Origin of the sequence: Streptomyces sp. NPDC048636, assembly GCF_040650655.1 — a bacterium.
Classification (GTDB): Bacteria; Actinomycetota; Actinomycetes; order Streptomycetales; family Streptomycetaceae; genus Streptomyces.
Map to the genome: position 1 here is coordinate 308,289 of NZ_JBEZHR010000007.1, position 21,074 is coordinate 329,362.

Annotated in this window: 16 protein-coding genes; 7 read left to right on the forward strand and 9 right to left on the reverse strand. The window is 68.7% G+C overall.

All coding sequences use genetic code 11. From position 1 onward, the window contains the following. Positions 1-54 precede the first annotated feature (54 nt). Entirely contained in the window at positions 55-2,430 is a 2,376-nt protein-coding gene (gene murJ, locus AB0C66_RS21500) for a murein biosynthesis integral membrane protein MurJ (protein WP_362440708.1), read from the reverse strand. A gap of 48 nt (positions 2,431-2,478) precedes the next feature. After that, on the reverse strand, positions 2,479-4,902 hold the full coding sequence (locus AB0C66_RS21505; protein WP_362440710.1) for a DUF6049 family protein: 2,424 nt from the start codon (positions 4,900-4,902) through the stop codon (positions 2,479-2,481). A 180-nt stretch (positions 4,903-5,082) separates the two neighbouring features. Here AB0C66_RS21505 and AB0C66_RS21510 point away from each other — a divergent pair, with 180 nt between their 5' ends. Continuing rightward, positions 5,083-6,573, forward strand: coding sequence for a CCA tRNA nucleotidyltransferase (locus AB0C66_RS21510; protein ID WP_362440713.1), 1,491 nt, complete (start codon positions 5,083-5,085; stop codon positions 6,571-6,573). A gap of 14 nt (positions 6,574-6,587) precedes the next feature. Here AB0C66_RS21510 and AB0C66_RS21515 read toward each other — a convergent pair whose 3' ends face one another. The 3 genes from AB0C66_RS21515 to AB0C66_RS21525 form a co-directional block, all read right to left on the reverse strand. Beyond that, the gene (locus tag AB0C66_RS21515; RefSeq protein WP_362440715.1) at positions 6,588-7,931 is read right to left on the reverse strand and encodes an MFS transporter; all 1,344 of its coding nucleotides are present in this window, start codon (positions 7,929-7,931) and stop codon (positions 6,588-6,590) included. Positions 7,932-8,006: 75 nt separating this feature from the next. Then, positions 8,007-9,089: an inositol-3-phosphate synthase gene (locus AB0C66_RS21520; RefSeq protein WP_362440718.1), complete on the reverse strand. Its 1,083-nt coding sequence runs from the start codon at positions 9,087-9,089 to the stop codon at positions 8,007-8,009. Between the two features lie 52 nt (positions 9,090-9,141). After that, positions 9,142-9,852 carry a PadR family transcriptional regulator gene (locus AB0C66_RS21525; RefSeq protein ID WP_362440721.1) on the reverse strand — a complete coding sequence of 237 codons (711 nt, stop codon included), beginning with the start codon at positions 9,850-9,852 and terminating at the stop codon, positions 9,142-9,144. 356 nt (positions 9,853-10,208) lie between these two features. Here AB0C66_RS21525 and AB0C66_RS21530 point away from each other — a divergent pair, with 356 nt between their 5' ends. Continuing rightward, a complete protein-coding gene (locus AB0C66_RS21530; RefSeq protein WP_362440724.1) occupies positions 10,209-12,860 on the forward strand; it encodes a transglycosylase domain-containing protein in 2,652 nt (883 codons plus the stop codon). 244 nt (positions 12,861-13,104) lie between these two features. Next, positions 13,105-14,604 (forward strand): glycosyltransferase 87 family protein, encoded by a 1,500-nt coding sequence (locus AB0C66_RS21535; RefSeq protein ID WP_362440727.1) that lies wholly within the window; start codon positions 13,105-13,107, stop codon positions 14,602-14,604. A gap of 81 nt (positions 14,605-14,685) precedes the next feature. Here AB0C66_RS21535 and AB0C66_RS21540 read toward each other — a convergent pair whose 3' ends face one another. The 3 genes from AB0C66_RS21540 to AB0C66_RS21550 all read right to left on the reverse strand — a co-directional run bounded on the left by AB0C66_RS21540 (position 14,686) and on the right by AB0C66_RS21550 (position 17,350). Further along, the gene (locus tag AB0C66_RS21540; RefSeq protein ID WP_362440730.1) at positions 14,686-15,717 is read right to left on the reverse strand and encodes an alanine racemase; all 1,032 of its coding nucleotides are present in this window, start codon (positions 15,715-15,717) and stop codon (positions 14,686-14,688) included. Between the two features lie 78 nt (positions 15,718-15,795). Then, positions 15,796-16,914: a peptidoglycan bridge formation glycyltransferase FemA/FemB family protein gene (locus tag AB0C66_RS21545; protein ID WP_362440733.1), complete on the reverse strand. Its 1,119-nt coding sequence runs from the start codon at positions 16,912-16,914 to the stop codon at positions 15,796-15,798. Positions 16,915-17,032: 118 nt separating this feature from the next. Further along, positions 17,033-17,350, reverse strand: coding sequence for a hypothetical protein (locus AB0C66_RS21550; protein ID WP_362440736.1), 318 nt, complete (start codon positions 17,348-17,350; stop codon positions 17,033-17,035). A gap of 229 nt (positions 17,351-17,579) precedes the next feature. Here AB0C66_RS21550 and rpsF point away from each other — a divergent pair, with 229 nt between their 5' ends. From rpsF to rplI, 4 genes are all read left to right on the forward strand, one after another. Then, complete coding sequence (rpsF, locus tag AB0C66_RS21555; RefSeq protein WP_362440739.1) at positions 17,580-17,870, forward strand: 30S ribosomal protein S6; 291 nt, start codon at positions 17,580-17,582, stop codon at positions 17,868-17,870. 79 nt (positions 17,871-17,949) lie between these two features. Further along, positions 17,950-18,540 carry a single-stranded DNA-binding protein gene (locus tag AB0C66_RS21560; protein WP_362440742.1) on the forward strand — a complete coding sequence of 197 codons (591 nt, stop codon included), beginning with the start codon at positions 17,950-17,952 and terminating at the stop codon, positions 18,538-18,540. 96 nt (positions 18,541-18,636) lie between these two features. After that, entirely contained in the window at positions 18,637-18,873 is a 237-nt protein-coding gene (rpsR, locus tag AB0C66_RS21565) for a 30S ribosomal protein S18 (protein ID WP_003978893.1), read from the forward strand. Between the two features lie 18 nt (positions 18,874-18,891). After that, positions 18,892-19,338: a 50S ribosomal protein L9 gene (gene rplI, locus AB0C66_RS21570; RefSeq protein WP_362440746.1), complete on the forward strand. Its 447-nt coding sequence runs from the start codon at positions 18,892-18,894 to the stop codon at positions 19,336-19,338. Positions 19,339-19,604: 266 nt separating this feature from the next. On the opposite strand, the gene AB0C66_RS21575 is transcribed toward rplI, so the two are convergent. Beyond that, entirely contained in the window at positions 19,605-20,957 is a 1,353-nt protein-coding gene (locus tag AB0C66_RS21575) for an MATE family efflux transporter (protein ID WP_362440749.1), read from the reverse strand. Between the last annotated feature and the right edge of the window lie 117 nt (positions 20,958-21,074).

The following is a 21,074-nucleotide window of genomic DNA, read 5'->3' on the forward strand; positions in this document are numbered from 1 at the left end:
ACAGTCCGCCGCTATGCACGACACGCGATGGCGGCCGATGGTTGTGCTCAATGATCAGCGACCGAGTCGTCCGCGCACCATACCGACCATGGCCGTCAGCTCTTCGATCCGCATCCGTTTCGCAGCAATGTAGAAGACCGCGATAAGAACGAGACCGCCGCCCGCCAAGGACGCTACGGAACCCGTCAGGCCGGAGCCGAGCGACTGGGCGATGGTGTAGGCCGCACCGCCGCCGAGCAGGGCGGCGGGGACGCTGGCGCCCACGAGACGGGTGTAGGTGCGTACGACATGGCGCCCGTCCAGATCGCCGCCCAGACGGACGCGTAGACGCTTCCACGCCACGCCTACGCCGATCGTGTAGGCCAGCCCATAGGAGGCGGCCATTCCGACGACGGCCCAGCGGGCGGGCAGTACCACGAAGCACAGGGCGGAGGCGGCGGCGTTCACCGCGGCGATGATCACCGTGTTGTAGAAGGGGGTGCGGGTGTCCTCGTAGGCGTAGAAGCCGCGGAGGACCACGTACTGCACCGAGAAGGGGATCAGACCGAGGCCGAAGGCCATCAGCATGTACCCCATGGACTGGGCCGCCTCGGTGCCGGAGGCGCCGAACAGCAGCGTGCACATGGGGATGCCGAGCGCGACGAACGCGAACGAGATGGGCACGATGGCGACTGCGGAGGTGCGCAGGCCCTGCGAGATGTCATCGCGGACCGCGCCCGCGTCCCCGTCGGCGGCCGCGCGGGAGATCCGGGGCAGCAGCGCGGCCATCACCGAGACGGTGATGATCGCCTGGGGCATGCCCCAGATGAGCTGTGCGCTGGAGTAGCCGAGGTAGCCGGTGCCGGGGAAGCCCTGGTTGTCGGCCTTGGAACCGGCCCAGGTGGCCAGCTGGGTCACCACCACGACGCCCACCTGGTTGGCGAGGACGAACATGACGGTCCACTTGGCCAGCCGGGCGGCCTTGCCGAGGCCGTGGCCGCGCCAGTCGAACCGCGGCCGGAACCGGAAGCCCGAGGCGCGCAGATAGGGGAACATCGCGAGCGCCTGGACGACCAGCCCGAGGAGGGTGCCCATGCCGAGTAGCTGGATGCCCTCCGGCGTGATGGTCCTGACCTCCATCTTCGAGCTGCTGGCGGTGCCGAACACGTAGATGAACAGGCCGAAGGTGAAGATTATGACGATGTTGTTCAGGACCGGGGTCCACATCATGGCGCCGAAGCGGCCGCGGGCGTTGAGGATCTGCCCGACGACCACATGGACGCCCATGAAGAAGATCGTGGGCAGGCAGTAGCGGGCGAAGGTGACCGCGACCTCGTTGGCCGGGGGATTGTCGGCGATGTCGGCCGACATCATCCGCACCAGCAGCGGGGCCGCGAACACGGCGATGGTGACCAGGACGCCGAGGACCACCATCACCAGGGTGAGCAGGCGGTTGGCGTAGGCGACGCCGCCGTCGTCGTCCTCCTTCATGGCGCGGACGAGCTGCGGGACGAAGACCGAGTTCAGACCGCCGCCAATGGTGAGGATGTAGATCATCGTCGGCAGGGTGTAGGCGACGGCGTAGGTGTCGCCGAGCGTCGCCGCGCCGAGCGCCGCGATGATCACCATCTGCCGGACGAAGCCGGTCAGCCGGGAGACCAGCGTGCCGGCGGCCATCAGCGCGCTGGACTGGAGCAGGCTCGCCGCACGGCCGCCGGAGCGCTTGGGGGCGGGCTCCTCGGCAGGGGGCGCGGTGATCACCGGCGCGGCCATGGTGGGCGCCGCGCCGAAGCCGGGCTCGGCCGGGGCCTCGGGTCGCGCCGGCCCGGGCACCGGAGCCTGGCCCTGGGAGGGCTCGGGCGGATAGCCCTGAGGGCTCTGCGGATGGCCCTGGGAGCGCCGGGGCTCGTACGGCTGCTGATCGCGGTAGAGATGCGCGAAGGCGTCCCGCTGCGGCTGTTCCCCCGCCCCGTAGCCGCCGCCCGCGTCCGTGCCGGGGTATCCGGGGGACGCGGGGTCGGCGTACTGCTGCTGCGGGGAGCCACCGGGCGCCTGTCCCCCCGCGGCCGGCCAGGCTCGCGGGTCGTGACCCGGGGGCGCGGCGGCCTGCTGGGGGTAGGACTGCTGCGGATAGCCGCCCTGGGGTGGCGCGGCGGGCGCGGTCCGGTCGTACAGCGGATCGGTCAGCGGATCATGGCCGTAGGTGTCCTGCGGAGCGGACGCGTAGGGGTAGGGCGTGTAGGTGCCGGTGACGTAGGGATCCTGGAGATACGGGTCCTGCGTGTAGTGCGTCTGGCCGTACGCCTGGCGGGGGTCGGCCCCGGGCGCCTGGGCGTCGCCCAGATACGGATCCCGCTGGTGTGGCTCCGGGCCGTAAGGGTCCTGCGGAGTATGAGGGGACGGCTGTGGCGGTGGCGGCCCTTGGCCATCACCGTCATATGGCGCGTTCATCGCTACCCCACCTCATCGTCCGCTGCGGCCGGCCGGCCCGGGCATTGCTCAATGCTCCACTTTCTCACCCGAGCCGGACGGGCCAGCGCTTTGCGATCCGGTGTCCGGTGCCGGGTCACTCGGCTGCTCGGGCACAAGAGCGTGAGCCGGGTCACAGGGGTCGGTCTCCGCGGATTCGGCTTCGGGGCCTTCGCCACCCTCGCCGTTTTCGGCGTCCGGCTCCGAGTCGCCCTCGTCGTCGCCCTCGTCGTCGCCTTCGGCGGCGGACCGCTTGCGCTGGACGTAGATCCGGATACCGGCGAGGACCAGCAGGAGGACGCCGCCCGCGATCACGAGAATGACGGTTGAGGTGATTTCGGTGACATTCACCTTGAATTCCACCTCTTTGCCATAGCGCTGGCCGTCCGGGGTGTACAGCTGTGCCACGACCCGCACCGGACCGTTCGCGTTTGCCGTGGTGCCGAACTTCACGGACTGGCTGTGGCCGCCCTCGACGGTGACGACCTGAGAGTCGCTGATCTCCAGCCGGTTGCCCTGCTGCGAGCGGAGGACCAGCCGCAGCTCGACCCCCTGCACCAGGTTGTTCTGCACGGTCACCGGGATGGTGGCGCTCCGTCCGGACAGCGTCATGTCCGACTTCGGGACCAGGCGCACCTTTTTGGTGAGCCCGGACAGATAGCTCGCCACGTCATGACGGAATCCGGCCGCGCGCCGGGCCTCACCGCGCCATGAGTTGGACATGTCGCGCGTGATCGCGTTTCCGAACGGGGTGACCACCCGGTACTTCGCGCTGAGGATGCGCTCGAACCTGTCGAGCGTCGCCTGTGTGTCCTGGATCTCCTTGAACGCCGGGGCGGGCAGTTCCTGCTTCCGCAGCGCCCGGGGGTACGCACGGGCGCCGGGCAGCCGCTGGGTGGCGCTCGGGTCGGGCTTGGCCTTCGCGGCCTGCCCCAGGCCGAGGGGTTCGCTCCACCGCCCGGAGAGGCCCTTCAGGGCCGCCGCCATCGCCTGTGCCTGGCTGGTGGTGGGCATCCGCTGCGGCGCGACCACGACACTGCGCTGCTTGTCCGGCGCCTGGAGGTTGATCATCTGGCTCTGGGCCAGGAACCGCTGGATGGCCAGTGTGGAGTTCTGCGCCGTGGACATATCGCCGGTGAAGGCGGTGGACAGCCGTGCGTCGGCGACCACCGCGGTGTTGCCGCCGCCGATCTGCCGGGCCGCGGTCGGGGTGTAGGAGAGGCCGCCGGTCTCCCGGAGGCTGTCGCTGCGGGTGATGACGTTATGGGCGCCCGCGGAGGTGGCGACATCGACGACGGAGGAGTCGATCGCTCCCTCCGCCGGCCAGGCGAAGTCCGTGCGCGGCTTCACCCCGAGAACCGTCTGCACGGTAAGGGAGGCGAGCTCGGTGGCGTCCTGGAGGTGGCCGAGGGCGCCGTAGTTCTTGCCTCGGTGGGCGACGGAGGCGAGATCGGGGTCGGCGAAGGGCAGCGCGACCACCTGCTGGTCCTGTACGGCCTTCTGGAGGTCGTTGAGCCATTGCTTGGCGACGGCCTGCCCGCGACCCGGTGTGGTGTCGCCCTCCCCGCCCTTGGGGTTCTCGACCTCGTAAGCCTTGGTCATCGCGTCGACCGTGGCGAGCAAGTCGGGGTCGATCACCCAGGTGATGGGGAGGCTCTTCCCCAGCGTCACCATCTGCTGCAACCGGCCGCCGGGCGAGAGCTCCTTCACCAGACTGTCGTCACGGAAGATGCGGGTGCGGTCCTCGTCGTTGTCCGTACGAGGGGTCATATGGGTGGTGGAGATGAGCGGCCACAGATAGGTGAGCCGGGACTTCTTCTCGGCCGGGCTGGTCTGCCAAGGGAGGAAGGTGCGCTGGATCCCCAGCACCTGCGGCCAGGGCCGGTCCCGCGTCTGTCCGCTGAGGGAGACACCGATCTGGTAGACGCCGTCCTGGCCGAGGTTCAGCTTGTCGACCGGTATGGAGAGGGAGAAGTCACGGCTGGCGCCGGGCGCCAGCGCGCCGATCTTCTTGGTGTACTTGTCGCCGATCTCGCTGCCGTCCAGAGCCTGGCTGAAGCCGGTGCGCCGGGCGGCGCTGTCGATCGCGTTGCGGCCGCTGAGGGCGGGACCCACATGGATGCCGGTATGGGCGGCGGCGATCGCCGTCTTGGTGCCGTTGGTGACGGTCGCGTTGATCGTGAGGGTGTCGCCCCTCCCCGGCGCGGTGGGCGTCATCGAGGTGATGGCGATGTCCACGGAGCGTGAGCGGGTGACCTTGCTCTCGGGGAGCGCCGCGGAGGCCGTGAGTGCCGTCCGGGCCGCGTGCTCCGCCGGGGCCGCGTGGGCGGTGGGCGCCGCGGGGAGTGTTCCGCCCGCGAGCACCGGTACGGCGGCCAGGAATGCCGCCGTGCGCCGCAGCCATCGACGGGCACGAGCGGAAGTGTTCCCCCGGAGGTCTGCCGCATCGGCCACGCGCTCGCCCGTCCCTCATCGTCAGTGGTCGTCAGTGGTCGTCGCAATGTGCGTCCACGGAATGGTAACGATGCCCGCTGTGGCGAAGTGCTGTGGAGAGCTCCACAAGATCGTTACGGGATCGGTTGCGCCGATCAACGTGGAGGCCCCGGGGCGCGGGGCCACGTACCCTGTGCTGTTGTGCCGAACGCCAACAATGACAGCCGATCCCCGCAGTCGACCAATGAGCTCAGCCAGGTGCAGCGCCGTGCCGTGGCCGAACTGCTGAGGGTTTCTCCCGTCGCCGACGACCTCGCCCGCCGTTTCGAGCAGGCCGGATTCCGGTTGGCTCTCGTCGGCGGCTCGGTCCGGGACGCGCTGCTCGGCCGCCTCGGCAATGACCTGGACTTCACCACGGACGCCCGCCCCGACGACGTACTGAAGATCGTCCGTCCTTGGGCGGACGCGCTCTGGGAGGTCGGCATCGCCTTCGGCACGGTGGGCTGCCGGAAGGACGCTCCCAGCGGAAACGGGGCGCAGCAGAGCTTTCAGATTGAAATCACGACGTATCGGTCAGAAGCCTATGACCGGACATCTCGGAAGCCCGAGGTGTCCTACGGCGACTCGATCGAGGAGGACCTGGTCCGCCGGGACTTCACCGTGAACGCGATGGCGGTGGCACTCCCGCAGAAGGAGTTCATCGACCCGCACAACGGTCTGGAAGACTTGGCCGCACAGGTGCTGCGTACGCCCGGGACGCCCGAGGAGTCCTTCTCGGACGATCCCCTGCGGATGATGCGTGCCGCGCGGTTCGCCGCCCAGCTGGGCTTCGAGGTCGCCCCCGACGTTGTCGCCGCGATGACGTCCATGGCGGGCCGTATCGAGATCGTCTCGGCGGAGCGGGTGCGTGAGGAGCTCAACAAGCTGATCCTCGGTGCCCACCCCCGTCAGGGGCTGCGGCTGCTCGTCGACACCGGGCTTGCCGACTGTGTTCTGCCGGAGATCCCGGCGCTACGGCTGGAGCGTGATGAGCATCACCGGCACAAGGATGTCTACGAGCACTCGCTGACCGTGCTGGAGCAGGCCATCGATCTGGAGGAGAACGGGCCGGATCTGGTGCTGCGGCTGGCGGCCCTGCTGCATGACATCGGCAAGCCGAGGACACGCCGGTTCGAGAAGGACGGCCGGGTCTCCTTCCACCACCACGAGGTGGTGGGCGCCAAGATGACCAAGTCGCGGATGATCAAGCTGAAGTACTCCAACGAGATGGTGAAGGACGTCTCCCATCTGGTGGAACTCCATCTGCGCTTCCACGGCTACGGCACGGGAGAGTGGACCGACTCCGCGGTGCGCCGGTATGTGCGCGACGCGGGGCCGCTGCTGGACCGGCTGCACAAGCTGACCCGTTCGGACTGCACCACACGCAACAAGCGCAAGGCGGCGGCGCTCTCCCGTGCGTATGACGGGCTCGAGGAGCGCATCGCACGGCTCCAGGAGCAGGAGGAGCTGGATTCCATCCGCCCGGACCTGGACGGCAACGAGATCATGAAGGTCCTCGGTATCGCCCCGGGTCCGCAGGTCGGCAAGGCGTACAAGCACCTGCTGGAGCTTCGGCTGGAGAACGGTCCCATGGAGCGGGACCAGGCCGTCGAGGCGCTCAAGGAGTGGTGGGCGGCCCAGCCGCAGGACTGACGCCGACGGCGGGGCTACGTTTCACGTGAAACATCGCGCTGTTTCGCCGCCTCCCCCTGGTCTTGTTTCACGTGAAACAAGACCAGGGCCGCGGTGGCCGCGTAGAGCAGTGCCACACAGACCACCAGAAGAGACGAGACACCGTCAGGCGGCAGCATGACGGCGGCGACTCCCGCGGCGCCCACGAAGGCGACGTTGAACAGGACGTCATAGAGGGAGAAGATCCGGCCGCGGAAGTCATCGTCGATCGATGACTGCACGATGGTGTCGGTGGCGATCTTCGCCCCCTGGGTGGTGAGTCCGAGAACGAACGCGGCGACGAGTATCGGCGCGGGCTCGAAGGGCAGTCCCAGCGCCGGTTCCAGAAGGGCGGCGGCCGCCGCGCACACCATGATCCAGGAGAGCTGACCATCGGCGCGGGAGTGGACGCCGACCACGCTGAGGCGACCCACCGCCCACGGGGTGATCACCGCGGCCATGAAGAACCCCGCGCCGGAGACACCGAGCGCCAGACCGAGCAGGGCGAGCCCGTCGGCCTCGGTGCCGGCCCATTCGTAGCGGCAGAGCATCAGCACCATCACCGTGAGCGCGCCGTAGCAGAAGCGCATCAGTGTCATCGCGGCCAGCGCCAGCGTGGGATCCGCGCGCTTCAGCAGATGCCGCACCCCCGCGGCCAGACCCTGTGCGGTGCTCAACAGCGCGGCGCGCAGCCGGGGCTGGAGCACGGAGGGATCGGGGCCCAGCAGATTGAGCGGCATCACGAGTGCCGAGAGTCCCGCGGCGAGGTAGAGCACGGCGCCCAGCAGGACGACCAGCGCGTCCGAAGAGGAGCCTCCCGGGCCCGACAGACGGACGATAAAGGCCACCATGCCGCCCAATGTGGCCGCCAGCGTTCCGGCGGTCGGCGAAAGGGAGTTGGCCATCACCAGCCGCTCCGGAGTGTCCACCACCCGCGGCAGCGCGGCCGAGAGCCCCGCCAGCACAAAGCGGTTCACGGCCGTGACGGAGAGGGCGGAGACATAGAAGACCGGGTCGGGTACCTGGGCGAGCACCAGCACGGCGGTTCCGGCGGCCAGCCCGGAGCGCAGCAGATTGCCGTAGAGCAGTACCTGCCGACGGCGCCAGCGATCCAGCAGCACACCGGCGAACGGGCCGAGGAGGGAGTAGGGGAGCAGCAGTACCGCCATGGCGGAGGCGATGGCCGCGGCGGAGGTCTCCTTCTCGGGGGAGAAGACCACATAGGTGGCCAGCGAGACCTGGTAGACCCCGTCGGCCGCCTGGGACAGCAGACGGACCGCCAGGAGGCGGCGGAAGTCGCGGAATCGCAGCAGTACGCGGAGATCACGCACAACGGGCATGACGCCACCTTCACACATGACACGGGCCTCCGGGTGTATTACCCGAAGGCCCGTGATCATGCGGCGAGCAGGTGCTTAGCGCTCGACCTCACCCTTGATGAACTTCTCCACGCTCTCCCGGGCCTGGTCGTCGAAGTACTGCACGGGAGGCGACTTCATGAAGTACGAGGAGGCGGAGAGGATCGGACCGCCGATGCCCCGGTCCTTGGCGATCTTCGCAGCGCGCAGCGCGTCGATGATGACACCCGCGGAGTTCGGGGAGTCCCAGACCTCGAGCTTGTACTCCAGGTTCAGCGGGACATCGCCGAACGCGCGGCCCTCGAGGCGGACATAGGCCCACTTGCGGTCGTCCAGCCAGGCCACGTAGTCGGACGGGCCGATGTGGACGTTGTTCTCGCCGAGCTCCCGGTCGGGGATCTGCGAGGTGACGGCCTGCGTCTTGGAGATCTTCTTGGACTCCAGGCGCTCGCGCTCGAGCATGTTCTTGAAGTCCATGTTGCCGCCGACGTTCAGCTGCATGGTGCGGTCCAGGATGACGCCCCGGTCCTCGAACAGCTTGGCCATCACGCGGTGCGTGATGGTCGCGCCGACCTGCGACTTGATGTCGTCACCGACGATCGGCACACCGGCCTCGGTGAACTTGTCCGCCCACTCCTTGGTGCCGGCGATGAACACCGGGAGCGCGTTGACGAAGGCGACCTTGGCGTCGATGGCGCACTGCGCGTAGAACTTCGCGGCGTCCTCGGAGCCCACGGGCAGGTAGCAGACCAGAACGTCGACCTGCTTGTCCTTGAGGACCTGCACCACGTCGACGGGGGTCTCCCCGGACTCGTCGATGGTCTGGCGGTAGTACTTGCCCAGACCGTCGAGCGTGTGGCCGCGCTGGACGGTGACGCCGGTGGACGGCACGTCGCAGATCTTGATGGTGTTGTTCTCACTGGCGCCGATGGCGTCGGCGAGGTCCAGGCCGACCTTCTTCACGTCCACGTCGAACGCGGCCACGAACTCCACGTCACGGACGTGGTAGTCGCCGAACTGCACGTGCATCAGACCCGGCACGCGGGCGGCCGGGTCGGCGTCCTTGTAGTACTCGACGCCCTGCACCAGCGAGGCGGCGCAGTTGCCCACGCCGACGATGGCTACACGAACCGAACCCATTCCGGTTGCTCCCTGTGTGTACTGGACAAAGCCCTGCTCGGATCGCGGGGCTTCATATGGCGGTGTCATCGGACGGATCCGGCCGGGAACCACCCCGGTGCCGGGGCAGGCCGCCCGTATCTCGTGACTCGTTCAGATGTGGCGACCGGTCCGGCTCTTGCTCCGGCATCCGGTCCTGCCCGGCGGTACCGTCGCGCTGCTCGCGCCCGGCCCGCTCGCTCTCGATCAGCTCATTCAGCCAGCGGACCTCGCGCTCCACCGACTCCATCCCATGCCGTTGCAGCTCGAGGGTGTAGTCGTCCAGGCGCTCACGGGTGCGGGAGAGGGAGGCGCGCATCTTCTCGAGACGCTCCTCCAGACGGCTGCGCCGTCCTTCCAGCACCCGCATCCGCACATCACGTGATGTCTGTCCGAAGAAGGCGAAGCGGACGCCGAAGTGCTCGTCCTCCCAGGCGTCCGGCCCGGTGTGGGCGAGCAGCTCCTCGAAGCGCTCCTTGCCGTCCGCCGTCAATCTGTAGACGATCTTCGCCCTGCGTCCCGCGAGGGTCGCCGCGAGAGCTTCCTCGGGGGCGCTGCCGGGCTCCTCGATCAACCAGCCATTGGCGACCAACGTCTTGAGGCAGGGGTAGAGGCTGCCGTAGCTGAACGCACGGAACACCCCGAGCGAGGTGTTGAGGCGTTTCCGCAGCTCATATCCGTGCATCGGGGACTCGCGGAGCAGGCCGAGGACAGCGAACTCAAGTACGCCGGAGCGTCTGCTCATGTCCCGCCTCCCCTGTCTCCTGAGTCGCTATGCCGAGCTGATGTATCGGCTCGATACATCCAGACGATAGAACCACGAGGCTGGTGCGACAAGGGGGACCACGGTGAACGGCGTCACATCATCAATTCGTGGCACTCAATCTGACGGTTATGGAGTGAAGATGGCGGGTGGGTGGGTTTTGACCGTGCGTACTCTGTTCGCCATGCAGACCTACGGGAACCATGCGACGCCGCGATGCGTCCTCGTCCCGGATGCAGTGCGTCCGGTTGCTTGGCGTGGCCGGATCGCACGTCGGGGGGACCGGAAGCCACCTGCCGCTTTCAGGCGATAGAGCCTGCCCGAGGAGTAGTCGTTCCATGAGCGAGCACCGTCGCAAACCGCCGCAGTCCCAGGGCGGCGGACGAGCCGCGGCCCGGCGGGCCGGACAGCAGCCGTCCGGCCGCCGCGCAGCACCCGCGCACAACACCGCGAGCGGGTCGGAGTCCGGCCCGCACGGTGACAAGCGGTCTACCGGTGGCCGGGCCGAGGCCCGGCGAGCCGCCCAGCGCGGCGGTGGCCGCAGACGAGCACCCGATCCGGGCGCGGGGGGCCGCGCGGGCCGTGGCCGCGACAACGGTCAGCCCCCCAAGAAGCGCTTTATCGACTACCCCCGGGCGGGCAAGTCGGGTGCCGGGCGCTGGGTCCCGTCCTGGAAGCTGGTGACGGGCACCTTCATCTTCTTCTTCGCCGTGCTCATCGGCGCGGTGGGCATAGGGCTGTGGCTGGTGGAAGTGCCCACCGCGCAGGCCGCGTCCAAGACCCAGAAGAACGTCTACTACTGGGCGGACGGCAAGCAGATGGTGGTCTCGGGCGGCGGTGACCTCAACCGCCAGATCGTGCCCCTGGACCAGATCCCCAAGGAAATGCAGGACGCGGTGATCTCCGCGGAGAACGCCAGCTTCTACCAGGACTCCGGTGTCGACCCGATGGGCATCGCGCGCGCCGTCGTCAACATGGCACGCGGCGGAGAGACCCAGAGCGGTTCGACCATCACCCAGCAGTTCGTCAAGAACACCTACCTGGACCAGTCGCAGACGCTGACGCGCAAGGTCAAGGAGCTGTTCATCTCCATAAAGGTGGGCACCACCGAGGACAAGGACACCATCCTCGCGGGGTACCTCAACACCGCGTACTACGGACGCGGTGCCTATGGCTGCCAGGCCGCGGCCCGCGCGTACTACGACAAGGACTGCGTAGAACTCACGCCCAGTGAGTCGGCCTTCCTCGCCGCGACGCTGAACGGCCCCAACCTCTACGACCCGAACGGCGGCTACGGTCCCAACGCGGGCAAGGACGCCAACCGCAAGCGGGCCGAAGCGCGCTGGAAGTGGATCCTCAGGCGTGAGGCCCAGGTCGGCAGGATGACCAAGGCCAAGGCCGAGGGCTGGATCGCCAAGAAATTCCCGACCCCGCGGGAACCGCAGATCGCGACGAACAAGCAGGGCCAGATCGGCTATCTGACCGAACTCGCCGACAACTACATCGTCGCCAACACCGATATCAGCAGCGCCAAGTTGCACCAGGGCGGCTACCAGATCCACACCACCTTCGACCGCAAGAAGATGGGCCAGCTCAACAAGGCCGTCCAGAAGGTCTCCAAGGAGAACATCAAGCCGAAGCAGCGCGATGTCGACAAGCATGTGCAGTTCGGCGGTGCTTCGGTGGAGCCCAAGTCGGGCAAGATCAAGGCCATCTACGGCGGCAAGGACGCGCTTCAGCACTATCGCAACAACGCCGACTACACCGGCGTCCAGGTCGGATCGACCTTCAAGCCCTTCGTCCTGGCCGCCGCGATGACCGACGGAAAGCGTGATCCGGAGGGCGGGAGAGAGCAGCCCGCCACCGAGCGCACCCAGGTCTCACCGAGCAGTATCTACAACGGTGACAACAAACTGACCCTGCGTGACTACAACGGGGAGATCTGGCGCGACAAGCACAACAAGGAGTGGCACCAGAGAAACGACGGTGACGAGGACAAGGGGCCCATCTCCCTGCGCACCGCGATGCAGTACTCGGTGAACACCCCCTACATCCAGCTGGGCATGGACGTCGGCACCGACAAGGTGCGGGACGCGGCGCTGAAGGCGGGGCTCAGCAAGGAGCAGCTGGCCGAGATCACGCCGAGCTTCTCGCTGGGTACCTCGGCACCCAGCGCCATCCGGCTCGCCGGGTCGTACGCGACCTTCGCCGCCAGTGGCAAGCAGGCCGATCCGTACTCGGTCGAGACGATCAACGACAAGCACGGCGAGGTCTACAACCACAAGGAGCACGTCAAGGTCACACAGGCCTTCGACGCGGACGTGGCGAACAACGTCACGGACGTCCTGGAGAACGTCGTTCAGAAGGGCACCGGCACCTCGGCGCAGATCGATCGTCCTGTCGCGGGCAAGACCGGTACCACCGACGAGAACAAGTCGGCGTGGTTCTCCGGCTACACCCCGCAGCTGTCCACGTCGATCGGCATGTGGCGGGTGGACGACAAGGCCAAGAAGCAGAAGTTCCTCTCCATGCGCGGTGTGGGCGGCCAGAAGACGATCCACGGAGCGTCCTACCCGGCCGAGATCTGGGCCGACTACATGCGCGAGGCGATGAGGGGCAAGACGCCCGAGAAATTCCCGGTGGCCGGGCCGATCGGCCAGAAGGTCTACGGCAATGACGCGAGCCCGAGCGCGACGCCCTCGCAGACCCCGTCGGAGACGCCCTCGGAGTCCCCGTCCGAGTCGCCCTCGGAGTCCCCGTCGGAGTCGCCTTCCGAAAGCCCGTCGGCCACGGAGAGCTGTGATCCGCTGGACGTCAGGTGCAACGAGAACGGCGGGGGCAACGGCAACGGTGGCAACAACGGCGGTCCGGGCGGAGGCCCGGGCGGCGGTCCCGGGGGCGATCCCACGTCCTCGCCGAGTACGGAGCCACCGGGTGGTGACAACGGAGGCATCTTCGGTGGCCCGACCGGCTACCGACGGGAGGAATAGCTCCTCCCGGGCCCTCACCCGAAACCGGCGGCCGCGCCGGAGCGCACTCCGCTCCGGCGCGGCCGCCGCCGTTTCGCGGGCCCTCAGCGGCCCGCTCCGGCGCCTTCCGGCCCCCTTGGTCGTGGATGGGTGCCGACGCGGCTCCTGAGCCCTCCGTGGGGGCTTCCGTGGCTTCCTGGAGCCGCTCAGCGTCGCCCTTGCGGTCCTGACACCACCCCCGAGGCCCGTACGGCAGGATGGCCCCATGAGCGTGCGCGAGGACCCACAGGCCCAGCCCGTACGGCCGACCGCCGAGGACTCGGTCGCCGCGGCGGCCAGCGAGGTGATCGGCGGTCCGGCAGGGCGGCGGGCGCTGCTCGGCACCAGCTGGTGGACCCCGGTGCGGATCATCGCGCTCGTCGCCATCGGGATGTTCGCCCTGGGCATGGCGCAGAAGATCCCGTGTTACGACGGCGGCTGGTTCATCGGCAACACCTCCCAGTACACCCACGCCTGCTACTCCGACATCCCGCACCTCTACAGCGGACGCGGCTTCGCGGACGGCCTCGTCCCGTACTTCCGCAGCCTGCCGCGCGAGGTCTCGGGTGGCATGGAGTACCTGGAGTACCCGGTGCTCACCGGGCTCTTCATGGAGGTCGCCTCCTGGCTCACACCGCGCCACGGCACAAGCCCGGGCGCCATGCAGCACCGCGAGCAGATCTACTGGATGGTCAACGCGGGCATGCTGATGGTCTGCGCCGCGGTCATGGCGGTGTGTGTGACCCGTACGCACCGGCGTCGCCCCTGGGACGGCCTGTTCGTCGCCCTGGCCCCCGCCTTCGCGTTGACCGCCACCATCAACTGGGACCTGTTCGCGGTCGCCCTTACGGCCGCGGCCCTGCTCATGTGGTCGCGTGGCCGCCCGGTGGCGGCCGGGGTCCTGCTCGGCCTGGCGACCGCCGCGAAGTTCTATCCGCTGCTGTTGCTCGGGCCGCTGTTCGTGCTGTGCCTGCGAGCGGGGCGATGGCGGGCCTTCTGGTCGGCGACCGGCGGTGCCGTGGCGGCCTGGCTCGTGGTGAACGTGCCCGTGATGATCAGTTGGCGGGACGGTGGGCCGCGTCTGCGCGACGGCTGGACGATGTTCTACACCTTCAGCCAGCAGCGGCCCGTGGACTTCGGTTCGCTGTGGCTGATCATCTCGCAGCGCACCGGCAACCCCATGGACGACGTCAACACCTATGCCACCGCGCTGATGGTGCTGGCCTGCGCCGGCGTGGCGGCTCTCGCGCTGTGTGCCCCGCGACGCCCGCGGCTGGCCCAGCTCGCCTTTCTGATCGTCGCGGCGTTCGTGGTCACCAACAAGGTCTACTCACCGCAGTACGTACTGTGGCTGATCCCGCTGGCGGCCCTGGCGCGGCCGCGCTGGCGGGACTTCCTGGTGTGGCAGGCGTGCGAGGTGATGTATTTCGTCGGGATCTGGATGTACCTCGCGTACACCGGCAGCGGTGATAAGCACCGCGGGCTGCCGCCCGAGGGGTACCAGCTGGCGATCGTCGTGCATCTGCTGGGCACGCTGTACCTGTGCGCGCTGGTGGTGCGGGACGCGCTGGTGCCCGAGCGCGATCCGGTGCGCCGCGACGGGTCGGACGATCCGTCGGGAGGCGTGCTGGACGGGGCGCCGGATGTGTTCGTGCTGGGGGAGGCGCGGCGCAGGGCGCGGTACGAGGGCGCGGCGATGAGCGAGTGGGGCGCCGAACGGGGCTGAGGTCTCGTACGGGCGAGCCACGGGGCCGCCGGCACGCGCCGGGTCCGGGATCCCTGGGGAACCCGGACCCGGCGACGGGGTTCAGCGGTCGAGCAGCCGGTCGAACTGGGTGGTGGTGTGCCGCAGATGGGCCACCAGGTCATCCCCGACCTGGGGCGCGGGGACATCGGCCGGTACGAACAGGATCGACACCTGCATATGCGGCGGCTCGGCGAACCAGCGCTGCTTGCCCGCCCAGACGAACGGTGACAGGTTGCGGTTGACGGTCGCCAGACCGGCGCGCGCGACACCCTTGGCGCGGGGCATCACCCCGTGCAGCGCCTTGGGCGCCTCCAGGCCGACACCGTGCGAGGTGCCGCCCGCGACGACCACCAGATAGCCGTCCGAGGCGGCCTTCTGCTGGCGGTAGCCGAAGCGGTCGCCCTTGGCCACGCGGGTGACGTCGAGGACGGAGCCGCGGTACTCGGTCGACTCGTGGTCGCCCAGCCACAGCCGCGTGCCGATGCGCGCCCTGAACCGGGTCTGCGGGAACTGCTGCTGGAGCCGGGCCAGTTCATCGGCCTTGAGGTGGCTGACGAACATGGTGTGCAGCGGCAGTCGCGCGGCACGCAGCCGGTCCATCCAGCCGATGACCTCCTCGACCGCGTCGATACCGTCGGTGCGGTCGAGCGGGAGGTGTATCGCGAACCCCTCCAGCCGGACGTTCTCTATCGCGGCGTGCAGCTGGGGCAGGTCCTGCTCGGTGATGCCGTGCCGCTTCATGCTGCTCATGACCTCGATGACCACGCGCGCGTTCACCAGGCCGTAGACACCGTCGACCGACGAGACCGAGCGGATCACCCGGTCCGGCAGCGGTACCGGCTCCTCCCCGCGCCGGAACGGGGTGAGCACCAGGAGGTCACCACTGAAGAAGTCCTTCATCCGGGCGGCCTCGTAGGTGGTGCCGACCGCGAGGATGTCGGCACCGATACGGGCCGCTTCCTCGGCCAGCCGCTCATGGCCGAAGCCGTAGCCGTTGCCCTTGCAGACCGGGACGATCCCCGGGAACTGCTGGAGCACAGTGTGCTGATGCGCCCGCCAGCGCGCGGTGTCGACGTAGAGGGTGAGCGCCATTGGCCGGTCCCGGAACCTTTCTCGTTGCCGCGGTGTATTGGAGATGTGCAGCGTTTGTGGGGAAGCAGCGAATCGAAGTCAGCGGCGGGACATGTAGATGTCAAGCGCCTTGTGGAGCAGCTTGTTGAGGGGGAAGTCCCATTCGCCGAGGTATTCGGCAGCCTGCCCGCCGGTGCCGACCTTGAACTGGATCAGTCCGAAAAGGTGGTCGGACTCGTCGAGCGAGTCGCTGATGCCGCGGAGGTCGTAGACGGTGGCGCCGAGGGCGTAGGCGTCGCGGAGCATCCGCCACTGCATCGCGTTCGAGGGCCGGACCTCGCGCTTGTGGTTGGCGGAGGCGCCGTAGGAGTACCAGACATGGCCGCCGACGATCAGCATGGTGGCCGCGGCCACGGCCTCGCCCTCGTGCATCGCGAAGTACAGCCGCATGCGGTTGGGGTCCTCGGAGTTGAGGGTGGTCCACATGCGCTGGAAGTAGCTCAGCGGGCGGGGCCGGAAGTGGTCGCGCTCAGCGGTGATCTCGTAGAGCCGCTGCCACTCGCCCAGGTGCTCGTAGCCGCCCTGGACGACCTCGACACCGGCCTTCTCGGCCTTCTTGATGTTGCGCCGCCAGAGCTGGTTGAAGCTCTTGTGGACGTCCTCCAGCGAGCGGTTCTCCAGCGGCACCTGGAAGACATAGCGCGGCTGGACGTCACCGAAGCCGGCCCCGCCGTCCTCGCCCTGCTGCCAGCCCATCCGCCGCAGCCGGTCGGAGACCTCGAAGGCGCGCGGCTCGATATGGGTGGCTTCGACATCGCGCAGCCGCTTCACATCGGGGTTCTGGATACCGGACTTGATCGCGGCGGCGTCCCAGCGGCGGATGATCACCGGCGGGCCCATCTTCACGGAGAACGCGCCCTGCTGCTTGAGGTGGGCGAGCATCGGGCGCAGCCAGTCCTCGAGGTTGGGCGCGTACCAGTTGATGACCGGGCCCTCGGGGAGATAGGCGAGATAGCGCTTGATCTTGGGCAGCTGGCGGTAGAGGACGAGACCCGCGCCGACGAGCTGACCGGACGCGTCGAACCAGCCGAGGTTCTCCGAGCGCCACTCCGCCTTGACGTCTGCCCATGCCGGCACCTGCATGTGGCTGGCCGAGGGCAGGCTCTGGATGTACGCCAGATGCTGCTCGCGGCTGATCGTCCTCAGGGTCAGGCTCATGCGGGGCGCTCCTCAGCAGGTGTGTCCCCATGGTCGGGGCTCCGGCTCTCGCGCCGAAGCCTACTGCGAGCGGAGCGCACCCCGTTTGGGCCCGGGGACCACCCGGGCCCGGTCGGGATCAGCCGAGGAGGCCGCCGAAGAGCCCTCCATGTGCCATGCCGAGGTAGAAGCCGACGGCCGAGGCGCCGAGTCCGATGATCAGCACAAAGCGCTCACCTGTGGTCGCGGAGATCAGCTGGCCCCAGGCGCCAGTGACCATCCCGATCAGCCCGGCCCATGAACTGAGCAGGTGGAGGCTGGTGAAATGCGCCGTCACAAAGGCGATCACACCGATCACCAAAGTGGTCACCGCGAGGGTGTTCTCGAGCGGGTGCGACTTGCCGTCCGAGTCCAGGAAGGAGCGCAAGCCGTGCTGCGAGCGTGCTGCCTGAGCCATGGGGCACCTCCAGGTAGGCCCATATAGGCAGGGCGGCGAACTGTAACGCCGCTCACATCCGATGTGTACAGATTGCGGGGCGAGTCGCCCGGATTTCAAGCGGGAGGTGGTGGGCGGGTACTGTGTACCGTCTGCGGTGGTGTCTGCACAGGCATCGTCACAGAACGCATTACGACCCTCCTGCCACGGAACGACCGTGGCCGCTGAGTCCAGAGGAGGTGGGTTCCACATGCGTCACTACGAGGTGATGGTCATCCTCGACCCCGATCTCGAGGAGCGCGCTGTCTCCCCGCTGATCGAGAACTTCCTTTCCGTGATCCGTGAGGGCAACGGCAAGGTGGAGAAGGTCGACACCTGGGGCCGTCGTCGTCTCTCGTACGAGATCAAGAAGAAGCCCGAGGGCATCTACTCGGTCATCGACCTCCAGGCCGAGCCTGGAGTCGTCAAGGAGCTCGACCGCCAGCTGAACCTGAACGAGTCGGTCCTCCGGACCAAGGTCCTCCGCCCCGAGACCCACTGAGCGCCTAGGCGTTCATCGGTCTCCGGGCCGTATCGCAACGAGTAGCAAGCAGCCCAGCAGTACGCCGAGAGGTACCCCAATGGCAGGCGAGACCGTCATCACGGTCGTCGGCAATCTCGTCGACGATCCCGAGTTGCGTTTCACCCCCTCCGGTGCGGCGGTCGCGAAGTTCCGCGTCGCGTCCACTCCCCGTACGTTCGACCGGCAGACCAACGAGTGGAAGGACGGCGAGAGCCTCTTCCTTACGTGTTCGGTGTGGCGGCAGGCCGCTGAGAATGTGGCCGAGTCGCTTCAGCGCGGTATGCGGGTGATCGTGCAGGGCCGCCTGAAGCAGCGGTCGTACGAGGACCGCGAGGGGATCAAGCGCACGGTCTACGAGCTGGATGTCGATGAGGTCGGCGCCAGCCTGCGCAACGCCACAGCCAAGGTCACCAAGACCACCGGACGCGGTGGACAGGGTGGCTACGGCGGCGGTGGCGGCGGTGGCAGCCAGGGCGGCGGCTGGGGCGGTGGCCCCGGCGGCGGTCAGCAGCAGGGCGGCGGCGCTCCCGCCGACGACCCCTGGGCGACCGGCGCACCCGCCGGTGGCGGCCAGCAGCAGGGCGGCGGCGGTGGCTGGGGCGGCGGCTCCGGCAACTCCGGCGGCTACTCGGAAGAGCCGCCCTTCTAGGCCCATGGGCGTTGTTTCACGCGGTTTCACGTGAAACAACGCGCGGCCTGGTCCGGGCGACCAGCACAAACTTCTTGATCACACTGGAGAGAGACAATGGCGAAGCCGCCTGCTCGCAAGCCTAAGAAGAAGGTTTGCGTGTTCTGCAAGGAGAAGATCTCCTACGTCGACTACAAGGACACGAACCTGCTGCGGAAGTTCATTTCCGACCGCGGCAAGATCCGTGCCCGCCGGGTCACCGGCAACTGCACCCAGCACCAGCGTGACGTCGCCACGGCCGTGAAGAACAGCCGTGAGATGGCGCTGCTGCCCTACACCTCCACCGCGCGATAAGGGAAGGGTGACCGATTCATGAAGATCATCCTCACCAACGAGGTCTCCGGCCTCGGTACCGCCGGTGACGTCGTGGACGTCAAGGACGGGTACGCCCGCAACTACCTGGTTCCGCGCGGTCTCGCGATCCGCTGGACCAAGGGTGGCGAGAAGGACGTCGAGCAGATCCGTCGCGGTCGTCGCATCCGCGAGATCGCCACGATCGAGCAGGCCAACGAGGTCAAGGCTCGGCTCGAGGGCGTCAAGGTGCAGCTGAAGACCCGTGCCGGCGATGCCGGCCGTCTGTTCGGCTCCGTCACGCCGGCCGACATCGCTTCGGCGATCAAGGCCGCGGGTGGCCCGGACGTGGACAAGCGCCGTATCGAGGTGCTGTCGCCGATCAAGACCCTGGGTGCGCACCAGGTGTCCGTGCGTCTGCACGCCGAGGTTGCCGCCAAGGTGGGCGTCGAGGTCGTCGCCGCCTGACCCTGGCGCTCCGCTGAGCGCGAGCGAGGGCCGTACCCCTGTGGGGGTGCGGCCCTCCGCCGTGTGTGGGGCATCAGCTGTGTGTGGGGCCGCAGGGGGCTACGGTCCGCCCGCCCCCGTTCCGGCTGCCGTGCCCACGGTCCGCCCCCCGGCGTTCCGGCGGCCGGGCCCACGGTCCGCCCGCCCGCGTTCCGGCGGCCGGGGCCACGACCCGTCTGCGGGCGCCCGCGCCGCACCTGCGTTCCGGCGGCGGACACGGCGTCAGATCAGGCGCGGACGGCGCCGGTGACGAGCCACCGACCGGAGCGGGCCCGCAGCCACAGCGTGGCCATCCGGGCCACCATCATCAGCGTCATGGTCCACCACAGGGCGGTGAGTCCACCGCCGAGCGTGGGGACCAGCAGCGCCGCCGGGGCGAAGACCCCGAGGGTGAACAGCATCGCCCAGGCCAGGTACGGACCGTCGCCCGCACCCATCAGCACACCGTCGAGCACCATCACCACGCCCGAGATCGGCTGGGTGACGGCCGCGACCAGCAGGGCGGGCAGCAGGGTGTCCCGTACCGCGGGATCGGTGGTGAACAGCGGGATGAACAGCGGCCGGGAGAGGACCACCAGCAGTCCGAGGACCACCCCGCAGATCACGCCCCACTGCACCATGCGACGGCAGGCGGCACGGGCCCCCTCGGCGTCGCCCGCCCCCAGATGGCGTCCGATGATCGCCTGGCCCGCGATGGCGATCGCGTCCAGTGCGAAGGCCAGCAGGGTCCAGAGGCTGAGCACGATCTGATGGGCGGCGATATCGGTGTCGCCGAGGCGCGCGGCCACCGCCGTGGCGATGAGCATGACGGCGCGCAACGAGAGGGTGCGGATCAGCAGCGGCGTTCCGGCGTGGGCGCAGGCCCGGATTCCGGCGGCATCGGGCCGTAGCGAGGTGCCGTGCCGCCGGGCGCCCCGGACGACCACCACGAGATAGACGACGGCCATGGCGTTCTGGGCGATCACGGTGCCCCAGGCGGAGCCCGCGATACCGAGTCCGGCGCCGTAGACCAGGGTGGCGTTCAGGGCGGCGTTGGCCGCGAAGCCTCCCACGGCCACGTAGAGCGGGGTGCGGGTGTTCTGGAGGCCGCGAAGGACCCCGGTGGCCGCGAGCACCACGAGCATCGCGGGTATCCCCAGCGCGCTGACGCGCAGATAGGTGGTGGCGTGCGGCGCGGCGGTGTCGGAGGCGCCGAAGAGATCGGCCAGCGCGGGGGCGGCCGGAAACGCGGCGGCGACGACAAGGCCGCCCAGCAGCAGGGCGAGCCAGATGCCGTCCATGCCCTGACGTATCGCTCCGGCCAGATCGCCCGCGCCGACCCGGCGGGCCACGGCCGCGGTGGTGGCATAGGCGAGGAAGACGAAGACGTTCACAGCGGTGGACAGCAGGGCGGCGGCCACCCCGAACCCGGCGAGCTGCGCGGTGCCCAGATGGCCCACCACGGCGCTGTCGACCATGAGGAAGAGCGGCTCCGCCACGAGTGCGCCGAAGGCGGGCACGGCGAGTGCGAGGATCTCGCGGTCATGGCGCCGGACGCTGCTCCGCGCAGTGCTCCGGGTGCTCGTGGGGGCCTGTGTCATGAGGGCAATCTAATCTTCCACAGGTAAGAGATGCAAGGTGCGAGGAGTCCTTACATGGCGGCGCGCGCCGCGATCTTCTCTGCGCCCTTTGTCGTGATCTTGCCCCGGGTGGGAAAG